Source organism: Kitasatospora sp. NPDC094019, from assembly GCF_044764505.1.
Taxonomy (GTDB): Bacteria; Actinomycetota; Actinomycetes; order Streptomycetales; family Streptomycetaceae; genus Kitasatospora.
On the sequence record NZ_JBIWIF010000016.1, the window covers coordinates 82,003 to 97,481 of the forward strand.

Consider the following 15,479-nt stretch of genomic DNA (forward strand, 5'->3'; position numbering starts at 1 on the left):
GCGTTCTTCCTGTCGCGAGGGGGACGAACAGAATCCCTCGCCAGGCGTCAGTGGTGCTACCAGAGCACGTCCCACTTTCAGTGGGGAGAGTCCGTGCGACCCGGGCCTGGCGCTCAAAGGTCGAACGGGCCCGGTACCTCTTCAGGTACCGGGCCCGTTCGCGTTCTCCCGCGGGGTCAGCGCAGTACGCCGCGGACCGCCTCGGGGTCGGTCGGGGCGAGCGGGGCGGCGTCGGGCGAACCCACGGCACCACCGGCGGCCTTGGCGGCGGCCGGGGGCGGGGTCACGTAGACCGGATCGGGTTCGGCGCCGGGAGCACAGGTCCTGGCGATCCGGCCCTTGCCGCCGGGCAGGCTGCCGTCGCGGAGGTAGGCGGTGAAGGTGTCGTCCAGGCAGGCGTTGCCGTGGAACAGGATCTCGTGGAAGCTGCCGCCGTCCTGGACGACGAGCTTGGCGCTGGGCAGCGCGTCGCGCATGGCGAGCCCGCCCTCGTAGGGGGTGGCGCCGTCCTCGGTGGACTGGAAGAGCAGGACGGGCGGCAGGCCCTTGCCGGTGATCTTCAGTCGGCCGGCCCGGTTGCCCTCGTAGGGCCAGAACATGCAGGCGGCGTTGTACCACATGTTGTTGTAGGTGTAGAAGGGTGCGACGGCGTCGACCGCGGCCTGGTCCTTCTTCCAGTACTCCCAGTCCCGCGGCCAGGCGTTCTCGGTGCACTGGACGGCGTTGTACGCCGGGAAGGCGCCGTCGTCGGCGCCGGGGGCCGCGTAGCGGTTGTAGGCGATGGCGAGCGGCCGGGTGTCGTGCTGGGTGACGTACGCGGAGAGCACGGTGGCCATCCGGGGCCAGCGCAGGAAGTTGTAACCGCCGCCGTAGAAGGTGTCCTCGAACTCGGCCGGTCCGATCTTTCCGACCGCCGGGGCGGCGTCCAGCGGTTCGGTCCGCAGGGCGGCCTCGACCTGGTCGTAGGCGCGCTGGATGTCGGCGGGGTCGGTGCCGAGGTGGTAGACGGAGTCGGCCTTGGCGGTCCAGGCCGTGAAGGCTTCGAAGCGGCGCTGGTGCTCCTTGTCCTGGAGCTTGTTGTGCTCGTACCAGGTCGTGGTCGGGCCGACGATGCTGTCGAGCACCATCCGGCGCACCCGGGACGGGAACAGCTGTCCGTAGGTGGAGCCGAGCGAGGTGCCCCAGGAGCCGCCGTAAAAGTTGATCTTCGGTTCGCCGAGCGCCCGCCGGATGCTGTCCAGGTCGCGGGCGTTGTCGACGGTGGTCATGTGGGGGAGGAGCCAGGACCAGTCGGCCGCGCAGTCGGAGGCATAGCCGGCGGCCTTCTTCAGCCAGACCTTCGCGGTGCCCTGGTCCAGTTGGTAGTCGGGGCGCTCGGCGTCGAAGTAGTGGGGGTCGCAGACGACATGGGGCTCGCTGCCGTTGGTGCCGCGCGGGTCGAAGCCGATCCAGTCGTAGGTGGAGGCGACGTCGGCCGGGATCTGTCCGGAGATGAAGGCGGGCATCCAGAGGCCGGAGTTCCCCGGGCCGCCGGGGTTGAGCAGGATCGGGCCCTGGCGCTTGTTCCTGGGCGCGGTGGCCGGGAGCCGGTTCAGTTTGATCTTGATCTTGCGGCCGCGCGGGTCGGAGTAGTCCACCGGGACGTCGAGCATCGCGCACTGCAGCGTCGGTGCGGTCGGGTCCTCGCAGGAGCTCCAGGTCAGTGTGCCCTGGCCGGTGTCGGACAGCACGCTCCGGTCGTCGAGTCCGTCGGCCCCGGGCTCGGCGCCGACGGCGGAGGCGCCACCGAGCACGGCGACGGCGGTGGCGGCGGACAGTAAGGCGATGACTTTTCTCATGGTCAGCATGATGTGATATGTGCAATGTGACATCCACTCAGCTGACGTGACGTTATGAAGCTGTGACGGCGGGGCGGTTCGGCGGCGGCGGCCGTTCGTGGTCCGGCGCACCCGCTCCGACCTGGTAGTGTTCTTCCTGTCGCGAGGGGGACGAACAGAATCCCTCGCCAGGCGTCAGTGGTGCTACCAGAGCACGTCCCACTTTCAGTGGGGAGAGTCCGTGCGACCCGGGCCTGGCGCTCCAAGGTCGAACGGGCCCGGTACCTCTTCAGGTACCGGGCCCGTTCGCGTTTCCACATGTGCTTCCGGGTGCGGTTCCGAAGGGTGGGTCCGACGCCGGGGGAGGCGCCGGACCCGGACCCGGACCCGTCAGGCGCGGACCGGGAGTCCGGCGGCGCGGGCCAGCAGGGCGGCGGTGGCGCGGCCGGCCTCGACGGCGTGCGGCGCCCGGGCGGCGACACAGTGCCCGAGGGCCGGGTCGAACTCGGTCAGGATGACGCCGGCGTGGTCGGTGTCGGGCTGCAGGAACTCGGCCGCCGGTGTCAGCAGGGCGGTGTCCAGGGCCCGGGTGGTGTCGGCGGGGACGAGGTCGTCCCCGGTGCCGTGGATCAGGAACAGCGGTACGGGGGAGGGGCGGTCGGCGAGGGCGCTGAGCGGCGCCTCGCCGGTGGTGACCGCCGGGCGGGCGTAGCTGGAGGCGATGCCGACGGCCGCCGTGGGGCGGCCTTCCTCGGGGAGGCCGCGCCGGGTGGCGACGGCTATCGCCTCCCGGCCGGACATCGACCAGCCGGCCAGGACCAGGCCGAGCGCGGGGTCGCCGCCGTGGTCGGCCGCGTGCCGGCGGGTGTGCTCCAGCGAGGCCAGCAGGTCGGCGCGGCCGCCGTCCTCCGCGTCGGAGTTCCAGTCCGGTGTGAGTACCAGCAGGCCGTGTCCGGCCGCCTCCCGCGCGAGCGGGGCGAGTTCGAACCGGGTGTCGGGGCCCTTCCCGTGCCAGAGGAGGAGGACGGGCCAGGGTCCGTCCTGCCCGGTCGGCGGCCGGTGGACGTCCAGGAACCGGCCGGGGGCGTACTCGACGGTCTCGGTCGGGGTGGTGACGGACATGCGCGGTTCTCCTGCGGTTCGGGCGGGTGTTCCGGACTGGTACTGTTCTTCCTGTCGCGAGGGAATGATCTCTCGTCAGGCGTCAGTGGTGCTACCAGAGCACGTCCCACTTTCAGTGGGGAGAGTCCGTGCGACCCGGGCCTGGCGCTCCAAGGTCGAACGGGCCCGGTACCTCTTCAGGTACCGGGCCCGTTCGCGTTTTCGCGTGAGCGTTCGCGCCCGCCCGTCGCCGCTCGTGGCCGCCCCTCGCACGGAGGCGCCCGCGCCCGTCACGCGCCCGCCCGGGTCACGCGACCGGGCGGTCGGAACCGAGTTCGCGGGAGATCCGCAGGCCGACCTGGGCGACCACCGGGCCGAGGGCGCGGACCCGGGCGGCGGTCATCCGGGAGGTGAGGCCGGAGACCGAGAGGGCGGCGGTGACCTCGCCGGTGTGGTCGAAGATCGGGGCGGCGACGCAGCGGACCTCGGGTTCGTTCTCGCGGTCGTCGATGGAGTAGCCGCGGGCGCGGATGCGGGCGAGGTCGGCGCGCAGGCGGGGTTCGTCGGAGATGGTCCAGGTGGTGACGGGGCGCAGTCCGGCCGCGACCACCTCGGTGACCGCCTCCTCGGGGAGCCAGGCCAGGATCGCCTTTCCGGTCGCGGTGCAGTAGGCGGGGGCCCGGCTGCCGACCCGGGAGGCCATCCGGACGTTGGTCTCGTCCTCGACCTTGTCGAGGTAGACGATGCCGGGCGCCTGCCAGACGGTCAGGTGGACGGTCTCGCCGGCCTCGCGCTGGAGACGGCGCAGGTGCTCGGCGGCGACGCTGCGCAGGTCGAGGGTGGAGAGGTACGCCTGGCCGAGCCGGAGCGAGCCGTGGCCGAGGCGGAACCAGCCGGTCTCCCGGTCGCGGTCGAGCAGGTGCTCGTCGAGCAGCGGACCGGTCAGGCGCAGCACGGTCGACTTGTTGAGGTCGAGCGCCTCGGCGAGCTGGGCGAGCGGGACGCCGCGGCCGTCGCCGTGGTCGCGGACGTAGCCGAGGACGGACAGCGCGCGGCGCAGGGACGAGGACTGGTTGCGCTCGCCCGCCGCCTTCCGCGGTTTCCCGGTGGTGGCGGCGGTCTGCTCCGTCATCGGTCCGTTCCCCTCTCGTTCCGCCGTCCGTCTGCGGCGGTTGTCGAACCGTACCCCCTAAGGGCATGCGGGCCGCTTTTTCGATACAGCGTTGTGCACTGCAAAACTTCCCGAATCGGCTCTTGTTGGTCGTCCGCGCCCCCGCCTAACGTCCCTGGCATCGAGCAGGCGACGCCGCCCATCCGAGCGGACGCACTGCCGTACCCACCCGCGTCACCACCCCCACATCCACCATCGGCCCCGGTCAGGGCCTGCTGCGACGTGCCCGTCCGCGACGGCGCGTCCCGGCGGCAGCTGTCGGGAGGGGAGGCTCCTCACCCATGCGTATCGTCAGACGGACCACCGCGGCCGCCGTCCTCGCCGCCACCTGCCTTGCCGCCGCCGCCTGTTCGCCCGGCACCGCTGTCCCGGCCGGCGACAAGGCCGGCGACGACCGGACCGGCACCCTTCAGGTCTGGCTCTACAACGAGGCCGGCAACGCCGCCAAGGAGGCGGTGGTCGCCAAGGCGGTCACCGAGTTCCAGGCGGCCCACCAGGGCGTCACCGTCAACGTCAGCTACATCGACACCGACGCCTCGGCCCGCGCCGCCAAGATGAAGGGCGCGTTCAACGACCCGAACAGCGCTCCCGACCTGGTCGAGTTCGGCAACACCGACCTGCCCGGCTACGTCGCGGCCGGCGGACTCGCCGAGATCGGCGCCGAACTCGACGGCTGGGCGGACAAGGGCGACCTCGACCCGGCGATCGCCAAGACCGCCGTCCTCGGCGGCAAGACCTACGGCGTGCCGTGGTGGGTCGGCGTGCGCGCGCTGTACTACCGCACCGACCTGTTCACCGAGGCCGGACTGGCCGCGCCCACCTCCTACGACGAGCTGGTCGCCGCCACCCGGAAGATCCACGCCGCGCACGCCGACACCTTCGGCATCGCGATCGGCGGCAAGTACACCTTCGGCGCGCTGCCCTTCGTCTGGGACGCGGGCGGCGACATCGCCGCCAAGGACGGCGAGACCTTCAAGGCGGCGATCGACTCGGCCGCCTCGCAGGCCGGGGTGAAGCGCTACACCGACCTGTTCGACGAGGCCGGCTGCCCGGCGCAGCAGTGCGCCGACCTCACCGGCGGCAAGACCGTCGACCTGTTCGCGGCCGGCAAGGCGGCCATGGCGATCCTGCCGAACTCCAGCCGCAGCAAGGTGGACGCGGGCGCGGCCAAGGACAAGTACGCGGTCGTGCCGCTGCCCGGCGCCAAGGCCGGCAGTGTCGCCCCGGCCTTCGCCGGCGGCAACAACCTCGGCGTCATGAAGGCGGCCAAGCACCGCACCCTGGCCGTGCAGTTCGCCCAGCTGCTGGCCGGCCCCGGCTACCAGGAGCAGATGTACGACGCGATGGGCAACCTGCCGACCCTGAAGTCGGTCAACGCCAAGGTCGCGGCCAAGGACGCGTTCCTGAAGCCGTTCACCGACACCATCGCGGCCGGTACCCGCTTCGTCCCGCTGGACCAGGCGTGGGCGCAGATCGACGCCCAGTCCGTCATCCCGACCATGCTCCAGCAGGTCGTCACCGGCAAGGCGGACGTGGCCAAGGCCACGGGTGACGCCGCCACGCAGATCACCTCGGCCTTCGCCGCCCGCTGAGCCCGCCCCCGGGGCATCCAGAGAGCAGGTCCCGTACGTGTCCGCACCCACCACGACCGCCCCGGCGGCGCCGCCCTCCCCGAGCGGGCGGCGCCGGGGCGCCGCGGCGGCCGCGCCCCCGCGCGGCCGCCGCCGTACCCCGCTGCTGCTCCTGCTGCCGGCGGCGCTCGTCATGATCCCGCTGGTCGCCTATCCGATCTACCAGCTCGGGCTGCTGTCCGTCCTGAACTTCGGACAGGCGCAGGCTTCCGGCGGCGTGCCGACGAGCTTCGTCGGCCTCGGCAACTACCGGAAGATCCTGAGCGACGGGCAGTTCTGGTCGGTGCTGTCGCAGACGCTCGGCTTCGCCGCGTTCTGCGTGGTCGCCACTCTGGCTGTCGGCGCCACCCTCGCGGTGCTGCTGACCAGGGTGGGCCGGGTGCCCCGGCTGGTGCTGACCACCGCCGCGATGGCGGCCTGGGCGGCGCCGGCGATGACCGGCTCGACGGTGTGGAGCTTCCTGTTCGACACCAACCTCGGTCTGGTCAACAAGACCCTGGTCGGCATCGGTCTGGACGGCTTCCACGAGTTCAACTGGTTCTACGACAAGTGGACGGCGTTCCTGATCGTCGGTGCCGTCGTCGTCTGGCACTCGTTCCCGTTCGTCATGGTGACGCTCTACGCGGGCATCAGGGCGATCCCGGCCGAGGTGCTGGAGGCGGCGGCGCTGGACGGCGCCGGCACCTGGACCACCTTCCGCCGGATCACCGCCCCGATGCTCCGGCCGATCCTGACCATCGTGGTGATCCAGTCGGTCATCTGGGACTTCAAGGTCTTCACCCAGATCTATGTGATGACCGAGGGCGGCGGCATCGCGGGCCAGAACCTGGTCCTCAACGTCTACGCCTACCAGAAGGCGTTCGCCTCCTCCCAGTACGGGCTGGGCGCGGCCATCGGCGTGATCATGCTGCTGGTCCTGGTGATCCCGACCGTCCTCTACATCCGCTCGCTCCGCAGGACGGGGAACGAACTGTGAACGCCCGTAGCCGCTGGCGCCTCGGCGCCAACACCACCGCCCTCGTGGTGGCCGTCGTCACCGCCTTCCCGATCTTCTGGATGGTGCTCTCGGCCTTCAAGCCGAAGGGCGAGGTGCAGTCGCTCGACCCCCGGCCGTGGACGGCCCATCCGACCCTGGAGAGCTTCCGCCAGGTGCTCAGCGTGGACGGCTTCGGGCGGTACTTCCTCAACAGCCTGGTGATCGCGCTGTCCGTGGTGGTGCTCTCGGCGCTGGTGGTCTTCCTGGCGGCGGTCGCGGTGACCAGGTTCAGGTTCCGTTTCCGGACCACCATCATGGTGATGTTCCTGATCGCCCAGATGATCCCGGTCGAGGCGCTCACCATCCCGCTGTTCTTCATGTTCCGGGACGCGGGCCGGTTCGCGCCCGGCATCGGACTCAACACCCTGGCCTCGCTGATCCTGGTGCAGCTGGCCTTCTCGCTGCCGTTCGGGATCTGGATGATGCGGGGCTTCGTCGCCGCGGTGCCGGTGTCGATCGAGGAGGCCGCGCAGATCGACGGTGCGAGCCGGACCAGGATCCTCTGGACCGTCCTGCTGCCGCTGGTCGCCCCGGGGCTGGCCGCGACCAGCGTGTTCTCCTTCATCGCGGCGTGGAACGACTTCGTCTTCGCCAAGACCTTCATCATCAGCGCGACCGAGAACCAGACCCTGCCCTCCGCGCTGCTGGTGTTCTTCAAGCCGGACGAGAACGACTGGGGCGGCATCATGGCGGCCTCGACGCTGATGACCGTGCCGGTGCTGATCTTCTTCATCGCGGTGCAGCGCAAGCTGGTCTCCGGACTGGCGGGCGCCGTCAAGGACTGAGGACTCCCGGGGTCGGTCCTGCGGCGGAAACCGCCGCGACGGAGAGGCTGCGGCGGGTGTAGCGTCCGGGCCCGTGGAGGTGGGGTCCATGGACCGGGAACGTGCCGACGGGCAACTCGCGCAGATCGCCGAGACGGTGGGCCTCGCCCGCCGTCTCGGCACCCGTGTCTGGCTGCGGGGCGGCTGGGCGATGGACTTCTTCCTCGGCGAGCGGACCCGCGACCACGAGGACATCGACTGGTTCGCCCCGGCCGCCGACGCCGCCGCGCTCGCGGCCGGCCTCGGCGCCCTCGGGTACGCGCCACTGGAGGGCGTCCCGTCGGAGCAGCAGCTGGATTTCGTCAAGGACGGGCTGGAGTCGAGCTTCGCCCTGGTGGACCTCGCGCCGGACGGCCGGGTGCTGGTGGCCGGCGGGCCCTGGGCCGGGAGGGCCTGGCCGGACGGACTGCTGGCCGGGCCGCCCGGGCGGCTCGACGGGCTGGTCTGCCCGGTGGTGGCCGTCGGGGCGCAGATCGAGATCAAGAGGATGATGCCGATCTGGGACCCGCGTCGCCCCCGGCGGGCCAAGGACGCCGAGGACATCGCCCGGCTGCGGGCGGCCCTGGTCGGGGCGTAGGGCCCACGCGGGTTCGGCGCCGGGGTCAGGAGCCGCTGCGGTCAGGAGACGCCGCGCGGCCGGAACTGGACGCTGATCCGGGGCCCCGCCGGTCCGGCGGTCTTGGGGACGGCGTGCTCCCAGGTCCGCTGGCAGGAGCCGCCCATCACCAGCAGGTCGCCGTGCCCCAGCCGGTGCCGGAGCACCGGCCCGCCGCCGCCCCGTGGCCGCAGCAGCAGGGCCCGGGGCTCGCCGACGGACAGGATCGCCACCATGGTGTCCTCGCGCTCCCCGCGGCCGATCCGGTCGCCGTGCCAGGCCACGCTGTCCCGGCCGTCCCGGTAGTAGCAGAGCCCCAGGGTGCGGAACGGCTCGCCCAGCTCGGGTCGGTAGTACCCGCTCAGCGCCGCCCGGGCCGCGTCCAGCACCGGGTGCGGCGGCGGGTCGTCCTCCCGGTAGGAGGCGAGCAGCCGGGGGACGTCGACGGTCCGCTCGTACATCTCGCGGCGTTCGGCCCGCCAGGGCACCTCCGCGGCCAGCTGTTCGAACAGCAGGTCGGCACCGCGCAGCCAGCCGGGCAGCACATCCACCCAGGCTCCCGCCGCCAGAACCTCGCGGCGCACCCCGGTCAGCGGCCCGAGGGCCGGTCCGGCCGGGCCCGGGTCGTCGAACAGGGACGGCTGGCGGTGGACGGCGGCGGTGGTGCTCATGGTTCCAGCCTACGCCTAGAATCGAACATGCATGCGAATGGAGCGGGGGGCGGGATTCGGGGGCGGGGGTCGCTGAACCGATTTCTGACCTGGGGCGATCGCCTGCTAGTGTTCAACCCGTCGAGAGGAAACGATCTTCGCAGAGCGGAGTTCGGATCGGATCGAACAGGCGTCAGCGGTGCTACCAGAGCACGTCCTACTTTCAGTAGGGAGAGTCCGTGCAACCCGGGCCTGGCGCTCCAGCGGAAGCGGTCGTCCCCCTCGGGGGGCGGCCGCTTCGTCGTTGTGCCGGAGCGGCCCCGGTGGTCGGGCCGGCCGGCCGCGGGTGCCCGCTTCGGTGCGGGTGCCCGGTCGCGGACGTCCGGCCCGGTGCGTGTGCCCGGTGCGTGTGCCCGGTGCGGGCGCCCGGGGTCCGGATGCCTCCGGTCCTATCGCATCCGGGGCCCGAAACCCATCGGCGCGGCCGACAATCGGCCAAGGTCCCGTGCCAGGTGGATCGTTCGTTCGTGCGGCGTACTGGCGTACGGGCAGCGGTGATGGCGCGCGTCGCGGACTGACGATGCGTCAAAGGATGGCTGAAAATACCGGGTTGTGGTGTGAATATGCCATTGGAATGTTCGTCGTACGAGATCCGGCAGTAGCCTTCCGTGTCGAACCCGCCACTCGTCGTGGCGGTCCGGTCGGCGCCCGACGGCCGCGTGCTGCGCCGCGTCCTGCGCCCTTTCCTCCCCGAACCCCTCCGAAGGAGCCCGAGTGCCGGGTATCGACGAGTGCCTGTCCCAGGCGATGGCGATCGCCGGGGCCCGCGCCGCCGGTCTGATCGACTGGAGCAGCGGCCTCGCCCTGGGCAGCGTCGGAGTCAGTCCCACCGGCGACCACGACACCACGGCGGCGGAGGCGACCGACCTGGTCCGGGCGGCCGTGGAGGGGGCCACCTTCACCGCGGCGGAGGACAGCGAAGCACCGTTGCAGGACATCATCCTGACCGCGGGCCGCAGTTACCACCTGCTTTGCTTCATCGATACCGTCTTCGACAGCCGGCTCGTCCTGCATCTCTGGCTGGACCGGGCCGAGGGCAACCTCGCCGGAGCCCGCTACCGGCTCCAGTCGCTCGCCGAGGAACTGGTGCTCGGATGACGAACCCCGTCACCAGTGACCCGGCCGCGACCGCCGGTACCCAGGTCGGCTTCCGGCCACCGGCCGGCCCGGTGGCGCCCGTGCTCCCGGTCGGGGCCGAGCCCGGCTGGACCCCGGGCGCGGCCGTCGAACGGCTCGCCGCCGAACGGGCCACCGGCGCCCTGCGCGGCCCCGCCGGAACCGTCCACCTCGTCGACGGCCTGATCACCCACGCCGAGTCCGACCGGGCACCCGACCTAGCCACCCTGCTCACCACCAGCGGCCGGCTCGACCCGGACAGCTGGCAGGAGGCCGTCCACCGCTTCGGTCCGTACGCCCGGGTCGGCGAAGCCCTGGTCGAACAGGGCCGGGTCACCCGCGGCGAACTCGAACTCTGCCATCTCGGCGCCCTCTACGACGCGGCCTGCTTCCTGCTCGACACTCCCGCCACCCTCGCCTCCTGGACCTTCGCCCCGGGCCTGCGGCACTGGCTCGGCCCGGTGGCCGCCGTCGCCGCCGACCGGCTCCGTCGCGAGGCCGAACGCCGACGGCACCTGCTCGACCGGATCTGGCCCTCGGCGCAGCTCGACACCGTGCCGCTGCGCCGGACCGTCGCCCCGGCCCCCGCCCCCGGGCGCCACGCCCGCCGGGTGCGCCCGCCGACCCGGCGCCAGTACGAGCTGCTCGACCACGCGGACGGCCGGAGAGGCGCGGCGGAGCTGGCCCGGCTGTTCGGCCGTTCCGCGTTCGCGACCACGGCGGACGTCCGCCGCCTCGCCGCCGCCGGACTGCTCGCGGGGGCCGCGAGCGGGAGCCCCGTCGGACCCCCCGGCGGGAATCCGGTCGGGCATCCGGTCGGGAGACCCGCCGGAAGCGGGTGCGCGGCGGGGGCCGGGCCGGGCACCGGACCCGGCGTGGTCGGCGGTGCGGTCGGCGGGACCGGTGCGGTCGACGCGGTGCCGGGGCCGAGGAGGCCCCGCGGCCTGCACCGGCGTGTGCCCGGGGCGGCGCTGGCGGCGCTCACCGGCCACGCGACGGCGCCGCCGTCCGCCCCGCCCGTCCCGACGGCTCCGACCGTGCCGGAACAGGCCGCGTCCAGGTCGCTCACCCGTGTCCTCCCGCTCACCGCCGCCGATCCGGACACAGCGCTGCTGATCCGGATCCGAACCCTTCTGGAGGCCAGACTTTGAACCACTCCCCGCCCGCGACGCCCCCCGCACGGCCATGAGGCGGGCGCTCAAGCAGCGTGTCGGAAGGAGACAACTGATCGCCTTGGAGACCGAGCTGCTGGCCGAACTCCGCGCCATAAAGCACCGGGTACCTCACCTCGCCGGCGGTCTGGTGGCCAGTGTGGACGGCCTGTTGGTCGCCCACGACACCCACGGGACCGAACCCTCGGGCCTGGCGGCGATGACCGCCGCCTCGCTCAGCCTGGCCCAACGGCTGGCCGACACCACCGGCCAGGGCGAGTTCCGGGAGTCGCTGGTCCGCGGTGAGCACGGCTACGTCGCCACCTACGCGGCGGGAGGGAGCTGCGTGCTCACCCTCCTCGCCCACCCGGACGCGAACGTCGGCCGCCTGCACCTGGAGGCCCGGCGGTCCGCCCAGCGGATCACCGCGCTGCTGAACGACACCCTCCTGCCCAAGGACGCCCGGGAGAACTGACAGCCGCTCCGGGGCTCCGGCGGGCCGATTCATCGACGTACCGACCTACCGACCTACCGATGTACCGACCTACCGATGTACCGATTTCCACGCACCCGCACACCGATTTCTCGGCGTACCGACGCACCGACGCACCGACGCACCGACGAACTGGAGACAGTGACATGACCGACGCCGCAGGCGCGCTCAAGCAGGCCATGACCGTGATCGAGGGCGCCATCGGCGCGGCCCTGGTCGACTACAACAGCGGCATGGCGCTCGCCACCCTCGACGGCCCCGGCGGCTTCGACCTCAACGTCGCGGCCGCCGGCAACACCGACGTGGTGCGGGCCAAGATGCGCACCATGGACATGCTCGGCCTGGGTGACGGGATCGAGGACATCCTCATCACCCTCAGCAGCCAGTACCACCTGATCCGCCCGCTCACCGGCCGCAGCGGCAAGGGCCTCTTCCTCTACCTGGCGCTGGACAAGGGCCGGGCGAACCTGGCGATGGCCCGTCACCAGCTCACCAAGGTCGAGGCGGAGCTGGAGGTCTGACCGGCGCCCCTCCGGCCGCCGGGCTCCCCGGCGGCCGACCGGGCCGAGCAGTGGTCCGGTCGGCCGGGGGCCGGTGCCGTCCGGGAGCGGCCCGCGGGGGCCGGCGGGACGCCGCCGGCCCCCGCGGGCCGGACCGACGCGGCTCAGCCGCAGGGCTGTTGCCCCGGGCAGCCCGGGCGGCCGCGGGCGACCGGGAAAATCGCTGTCCGATCACCGGGGCCCGGTGATAGACATCCGGCGTGGAAAAGAATCTTGAGTTCCCCGAGCTGCTGCGACTGATCGACGAACGGTCCATCGCCTTCCGCGCCGTGGTCGCCGCCGCGCCCGGTCTCGACGCACCGGTGCCGACCTGCCCCGGGTGGACGCTGTTCGATCTGGTGAAGCACCTGGGTGGGGGCGACCGATTCTGGGCCGCCATCGTCGGCGCGGGTCCCGCCGACGGTCCCCCGGCCGAGGCCGTCGCCGCGCGCGCCGCCCTGGAGCCGCCGCAGGAGCGCGAGGCCCTGGTGGCCTGGCTGGCCGCGTCGACGGAGGTCCTGCTGACCACACTGCGCGAGGCCGGTCCGGACGCCGCCTGCTGGGCGTGGTGGAGCGACCTGCAGACGCCGCGCACCGCGGGCGGGGTCGCCCGGCACCGGGTCCAGGAGACCACGGTGCACACCTACGACGCCCAGCTCGCGGGGGGCACCGCGCAACCGCTGCCGGTCGACGTCGCCCTCGACGGGGTGGAGGAGTTCCTCTTCAGCGTCTGCGCGACGTCGAGCCCCTGGCCGCACAAGCCCACGGCCTTCGACTTCCACGCCACCGAGGGCCGCTCCTGGCGGCTCACGGTCGACGGTGACGGCGCCCGCACCACCCGCATCGCCTCGCCCACCGCCGCGGCGGGCGAGGACCTGGACGCGGCCGGTGCCGCCGTGCACGGCACGGCCGGCGAGTTGGTCGTCTACCTGTACGACCGCATCCCGGCCGCGTCCCTGCGCGTCGACGGCGACGCGGGGCTGCTCGACCTGCTCCGCGCCTGGGAGCCGGAGGCGTAGGGCGCGACTGCCCGGAGCCGCGGCGCCGCGGCTCAGCCGGCCGGGTACCCGCCGACCAGTTCGGCCGGGCCGCCCGGTCGGCCCCGCGCCGCCAGCGCGGCCGCCGTCCGCGCCCAGGAGGCGGGCGACAACAGTGCCCGCGCCTCCGCCGGTGCGCAGAGCCGCCACTCGACCAGTTCGTCCGGGGCCAGCACGATCGAGGAGAGCAACTCCTCGCCCACCGTGCCCCCGTCGAACAGGTACACCAGCTGGGTGGTGTCCCGGTCGGCGGCCGGATCCGCCTCCCGCCCCGGCAGCCAGTCCAGGGCCAGCAGCCGTCCGGGCTCGCAGGACCAGCCCAGTTCCTCCCGGACCTCCCGGCGCGCCGCCGCCCGGGGCTGCTCCCGGTCCGCCTCGATCCCGCCGCCCGGCAGCGTCCAGTACGGCACCTCGCCGCCCGGAAGGTCCCACGGCCGTAGCCGGACCAGCAGGACCCGGCCCGCCCCGTCGGTGAACACCGTCCGCGCCTTGGCCCGGATCCGCGGGCGGCCGGCGATGTAGGCGTCCCGGTCCAGCGGCGGCGCGGCGGCGACCGGCGGGGCGCCCGCCGTCGACGGCCACCACGCGGACAGCTCCGACAGCCCCGCCGGGCCGGTGTACTCCGGGACCGGACCGGGCTTCAGCGCGTCCAGGACGTGCCCGACCGGGTGGCCGTCCTCCAGTTCCAGCGGCCCGGCGGCGCGGGGCGCCCGCAGACAGGCCGTCACCCGCCGGGAGAGCCGGGGCGGCAGCGCCCGGCCCGCCTGTTCCGGCGTCAACCAGGCCCAGCCACCCACCTCGGCCCGGTCCGGAGTGAACGCCGCCGCCTGTTCCGGCGTCAGCGGCTCGGCCCAGTACAGGTGGGCGGCGATCGGCGGACGGTGGTCGTCCAGCGTCCAGTCCAGGCAGGCCAGCGGCCCCAGCCGGGGCGTGAAACCCAGCTCCTCCTCGATCTCGCGCACCGCCGTCCGTCGCGGCGAGCCGTCCTGCGGGTCCCAGCCGCCGCCCGGCACCCCCACCGGATGCTTCCGGTCGTACGGCAACCGCACCACCAGCACCCGCCCCCGCCCGTCCGGGAACAGCACCCCCGCCGCCGCCAGCAACTCCTGCCCCGAAGCCCCCGCCACCATCCGTACCCCCTTCGCCCGTCCGGTCACGGGCCAGGACACCCCGACCGACCACTCCGGTTCCCGCCCACCCCGCTCCGGCGCGGTGGCGGTTCGACGCTTCGGTTCGGGCACGACGTGCCGGCGGTCGGTCCGGGGGCGTGGACGTCCAGGTCAGGTCGGGGGTGTCGGGTCGGGTCGGGGACGGGGTGGGGCGGGGAGGGAGGCGAGGGCGGTGGTGGTGGCCCGGGTCATTCGGTGGTCCTGGCGGTCGGTGGCGCCGCGCAGGCGGGCGTAGCCCTCGACGGCGGCGAGGGCCACCAGGCCCGGAAGGAGGTCGGTGCTGCGGTCGACGACCCAGCGGGTGCCGCGGGTGGCCATCCACCGGACGTCGGCCAGGGTGCCGGGCGGGGGCTCCGTCGGTACCGGGGCGGGGACGGGGCCGAGCGGGTGGTCGGTGGCGGTGAGCAGCGCGTGGAACCCGCGCGCGATCAGGTGATGGCCCTCGGCGCTCGGGTGCAGACGGTCGACGCTGAGCAGTTGCCGCTCGGCCGTCCACGGCAGTTCGGCGATGTGCAGGTGGACGGCCCGGTGGCGGACGGCGAGCGCGTGGACCACGGTGTTCACCGCGCGCATCCGCCGGGCGAGCGGGCGGGCCAGCGGGCGGGGCAGCCGCAGCAGGGAGCCCGGGTCCGGCAGACAGGCGGTCAGGACCACGGCGCCGGTGTCGGTGAGCCCGCCGAGGACGGTGTCCAGGGCCCGGGTGGTGCGTTCCACGTCGAAGCCGGACCGCAGGGTGTCGTTGCCGCCCGCCACCACGGCGGCGAACCGCGGGCGCAGCGCGAGGGCCGCCGGCAGTTGTTCCGCGGTGAGGTCGGTGGTGAGCGCGCCGCTGCGCGCGAGGTTGGTGAACTCGACACCGGTCTGCGGTGGGGCCAGCGACCGGGCGAGCAGGGCCGCCCAGCCGCGCCATCCGTCGGCGATCGGATCGCCGATGCCTTCGGTGAGCGAGTCGCCGAGGGCGACGAACCGCACCGCTTCGCCGGTTGTTCGTCCGCCCGGGCGGACCGCTCCTCCTGCGGCACCGGGTACGGTGCCGCCTCCTCCGTCGTCGTCCACCGCCGCGATCGTGTTCATCGCACCTCCCACCGT

15 protein-coding genes are annotated in these 15,479 nt (G+C 73.3%); 9 read left to right on the forward strand and 6 right to left on the reverse strand.

Annotated elements, in window-relative coordinates:
- Positions 1–176 precede the first annotated feature (176 nt).
- The 3 genes from ACIQ9P_RS29655 to ACIQ9P_RS29665 all read right to left on the reverse strand — a co-directional run bounded on the left by ACIQ9P_RS29655 (position 177) and on the right by ACIQ9P_RS29665 (position 4,050).
- On the reverse strand, positions 177–1,838 hold the full coding sequence (locus ACIQ9P_RS29655) for an alpha/beta hydrolase (protein WP_402362739.1): 1,662 nt from the start codon (positions 1,836–1,838) through the stop codon (positions 177–179).
- A gap of 369 nt (positions 1,839–2,207) precedes the next feature.
- Positions 2,208–2,939, reverse strand: a complete 732-nt coding sequence (locus ACIQ9P_RS29660) for a dienelactone hydrolase family protein (protein WP_402362742.1) — start codon at positions 2,937–2,939, stop codon at positions 2,208–2,210.
- A gap of 286 nt (positions 2,940–3,225) precedes the next feature.
- Positions 3,226–4,050 (reverse strand): IclR family transcriptional regulator, encoded by an 825-nt coding sequence (locus ACIQ9P_RS29665; RefSeq protein WP_402362745.1) that lies wholly within the window; start codon positions 4,048–4,050, stop codon positions 3,226–3,228.
- A gap of 320 nt (positions 4,051–4,370) precedes the next feature.
- Here ACIQ9P_RS29665 and ACIQ9P_RS29670 point away from each other — a divergent pair, with 320 nt between their 5' ends.
- The 4 genes from ACIQ9P_RS29670 to ACIQ9P_RS29685 all read left to right on the forward strand — a co-directional run bounded on the left by ACIQ9P_RS29670 (position 4,371) and on the right by ACIQ9P_RS29685 (position 8,157).
- Positions 4,371–5,681, forward strand: a complete 1,311-nt coding sequence (locus tag ACIQ9P_RS29670) for an extracellular solute-binding protein (protein WP_402362748.1) — start codon at positions 4,371–4,373, stop codon at positions 5,679–5,681.
- A gap of 37 nt (positions 5,682–5,718) precedes the next feature.
- A complete protein-coding gene (locus ACIQ9P_RS29675; RefSeq protein ID WP_402362751.1) occupies positions 5,719–6,696 on the forward strand; it encodes a carbohydrate ABC transporter permease in 978 nt (325 codons plus the stop codon).
- Positions 6,693–7,541: a carbohydrate ABC transporter permease gene (locus ACIQ9P_RS29680; RefSeq protein ID WP_402362754.1), complete on the forward strand. Its 849-nt coding sequence runs from the start codon at positions 6,693–6,695 to the stop codon at positions 7,539–7,541. The genes ACIQ9P_RS29675 and ACIQ9P_RS29680 overlap by 4 nt, the downstream gene beginning before the upstream one ends.
- 88 nt (positions 7,542–7,629) lie before the next feature.
- The gene (locus ACIQ9P_RS29685) at positions 7,630–8,157 is read left to right on the forward strand and encodes a nucleotidyltransferase domain-containing protein (RefSeq protein WP_402362757.1); all 528 of its coding nucleotides are present in this window, start codon (positions 7,630–7,632) and stop codon (positions 8,155–8,157) included.
- A gap of 41 nt (positions 8,158–8,198) precedes the next feature.
- Here ACIQ9P_RS29685 and ACIQ9P_RS29690 read toward each other — a convergent pair whose 3' ends face one another.
- On the reverse strand, positions 8,199–8,846 hold the full coding sequence (locus ACIQ9P_RS29690) for an alpha-ketoglutarate-dependent dioxygenase AlkB (RefSeq protein WP_402362760.1): 648 nt from the start codon (positions 8,844–8,846) through the stop codon (positions 8,199–8,201).
- Positions 8,847–9,599: 753 nt separating this feature from the next.
- Here ACIQ9P_RS29690 and ACIQ9P_RS29695 point away from each other — a divergent pair.
- The 5 genes from ACIQ9P_RS29695 to ACIQ9P_RS29715 all read left to right on the forward strand — a co-directional run bounded on the left by ACIQ9P_RS29695 (position 9,600) and on the right by ACIQ9P_RS29715 (position 13,203).
- On the forward strand, positions 9,600–9,983 hold the full coding sequence (locus ACIQ9P_RS29695; protein WP_402362763.1) for a hypothetical protein: 384 nt from the start codon (positions 9,600–9,602) through the stop codon (positions 9,981–9,983).
- Entirely contained in the window at positions 9,980–11,152 is a 1,173-nt protein-coding gene (locus ACIQ9P_RS29700; protein ID WP_402362766.1) for a hypothetical protein, read from the forward strand. Before ACIQ9P_RS29695 ends, ACIQ9P_RS29700 begins: the two co-directional genes overlap by 4 nt.
- An 82-nt stretch (positions 11,153–11,234) precedes the next feature.
- Positions 11,235–11,627, forward strand: coding sequence for a roadblock/LC7 domain-containing protein (locus tag ACIQ9P_RS29705; RefSeq protein ID WP_402362769.1), 393 nt, complete (start codon positions 11,235–11,237; stop codon positions 11,625–11,627).
- A gap of 164 nt (positions 11,628–11,791) precedes the next feature.
- Positions 11,792–12,166, forward strand: a complete 375-nt coding sequence (locus ACIQ9P_RS29710) for a hypothetical protein (protein ID WP_266273136.1) — start codon at positions 11,792–11,794, stop codon at positions 12,164–12,166.
- Positions 12,167–12,405: 239 nt separating this feature from the next.
- The gene (locus ACIQ9P_RS29715) at positions 12,406–13,203 is read left to right on the forward strand and encodes a maleylpyruvate isomerase family mycothiol-dependent enzyme (RefSeq protein WP_402362773.1); all 798 of its coding nucleotides are present in this window, start codon (positions 12,406–12,408) and stop codon (positions 13,201–13,203) included.
- Between the two features lie 32 nt (positions 13,204–13,235).
- Here ACIQ9P_RS29715 and ACIQ9P_RS29720 read toward each other — a convergent pair whose 3' ends face one another.
- Positions 13,236–14,351, reverse strand: coding sequence for an NUDIX hydrolase (locus ACIQ9P_RS29720; protein WP_402362776.1), 1,116 nt, complete (start codon positions 14,349–14,351; stop codon positions 13,236–13,238).
- A gap of 150 nt (positions 14,352–14,501) precedes the next feature.
- Positions 14,502–15,464: an SGNH/GDSL hydrolase family protein gene (locus tag ACIQ9P_RS29725; protein ID WP_402362779.1), complete on the reverse strand. Its 963-nt coding sequence runs from the start codon at positions 15,462–15,464 to the stop codon at positions 14,502–14,504.
- Between the last annotated feature and the right edge of the window lie 15 nt (positions 15,465–15,479).

Bases quoted from the DNA above. Each gene is read 5' to 3' on its own strand.
- ACIQ9P_RS29655 (WP_402362739.1), bottom strand. From the start codon at position 1,838: ATGAGAAAAGTCATCGCCTTACTGTCCGCCGCCACCGCCGTCGCCGTG.
- ACIQ9P_RS29660 (WP_402362742.1), bottom strand. From the start codon at position 2,939: ATGTCCGTCACCACCCCGACCGAGACCGTCGAGTACGCCCCCGGCCGG.
- ACIQ9P_RS29665 (WP_402362745.1), bottom strand. From the start codon at position 4,050: ATGACGGAGCAGACCGCCGCCACCACCGGGAAACCGCGGAAGGCGGCG.
- ACIQ9P_RS29670 (WP_402362748.1), top strand. From the start codon at position 4,371: ATGCGTATCGTCAGACGGACCACCGCGGCCGCCGTCCTCGCCGCCACC.
- ACIQ9P_RS29685 (WP_402362757.1), top strand. From the start codon at position 7,630: ATGGACCGGGAACGTGCCGACGGGCAACTCGCGCAGATCGCCGAGACG.
- ACIQ9P_RS29690 (WP_402362760.1), bottom strand. From the start codon at position 8,846: ATGAGCACCACCGCCGCCGTCCACCGCCAGCCGTCCCTGTTCGACGAC.
- ACIQ9P_RS29700 (WP_402362766.1), top strand. From the start codon at position 9,980: ATGACGAACCCCGTCACCAGTGACCCGGCCGCGACCGCCGGTACCCAG.
- ACIQ9P_RS29710 (WP_266273136.1), top strand. From the start codon at position 11,792: ATGACCGACGCCGCAGGCGCGCTCAAGCAGGCCATGACCGTGATCGAG.
- ACIQ9P_RS29720 (WP_402362776.1), bottom strand. From the start codon at position 14,351: ATGGTGGCGGGGGCTTCGGGGCAGGAGTTGCTGGCGGCGGCGGGGGTG.
- ACIQ9P_RS29725 (WP_402362779.1), bottom strand. From the start codon at position 15,464: ATGAACACGATCGCGGCGGTGGACGACGACGGAGGAGGCGGCACCGTA.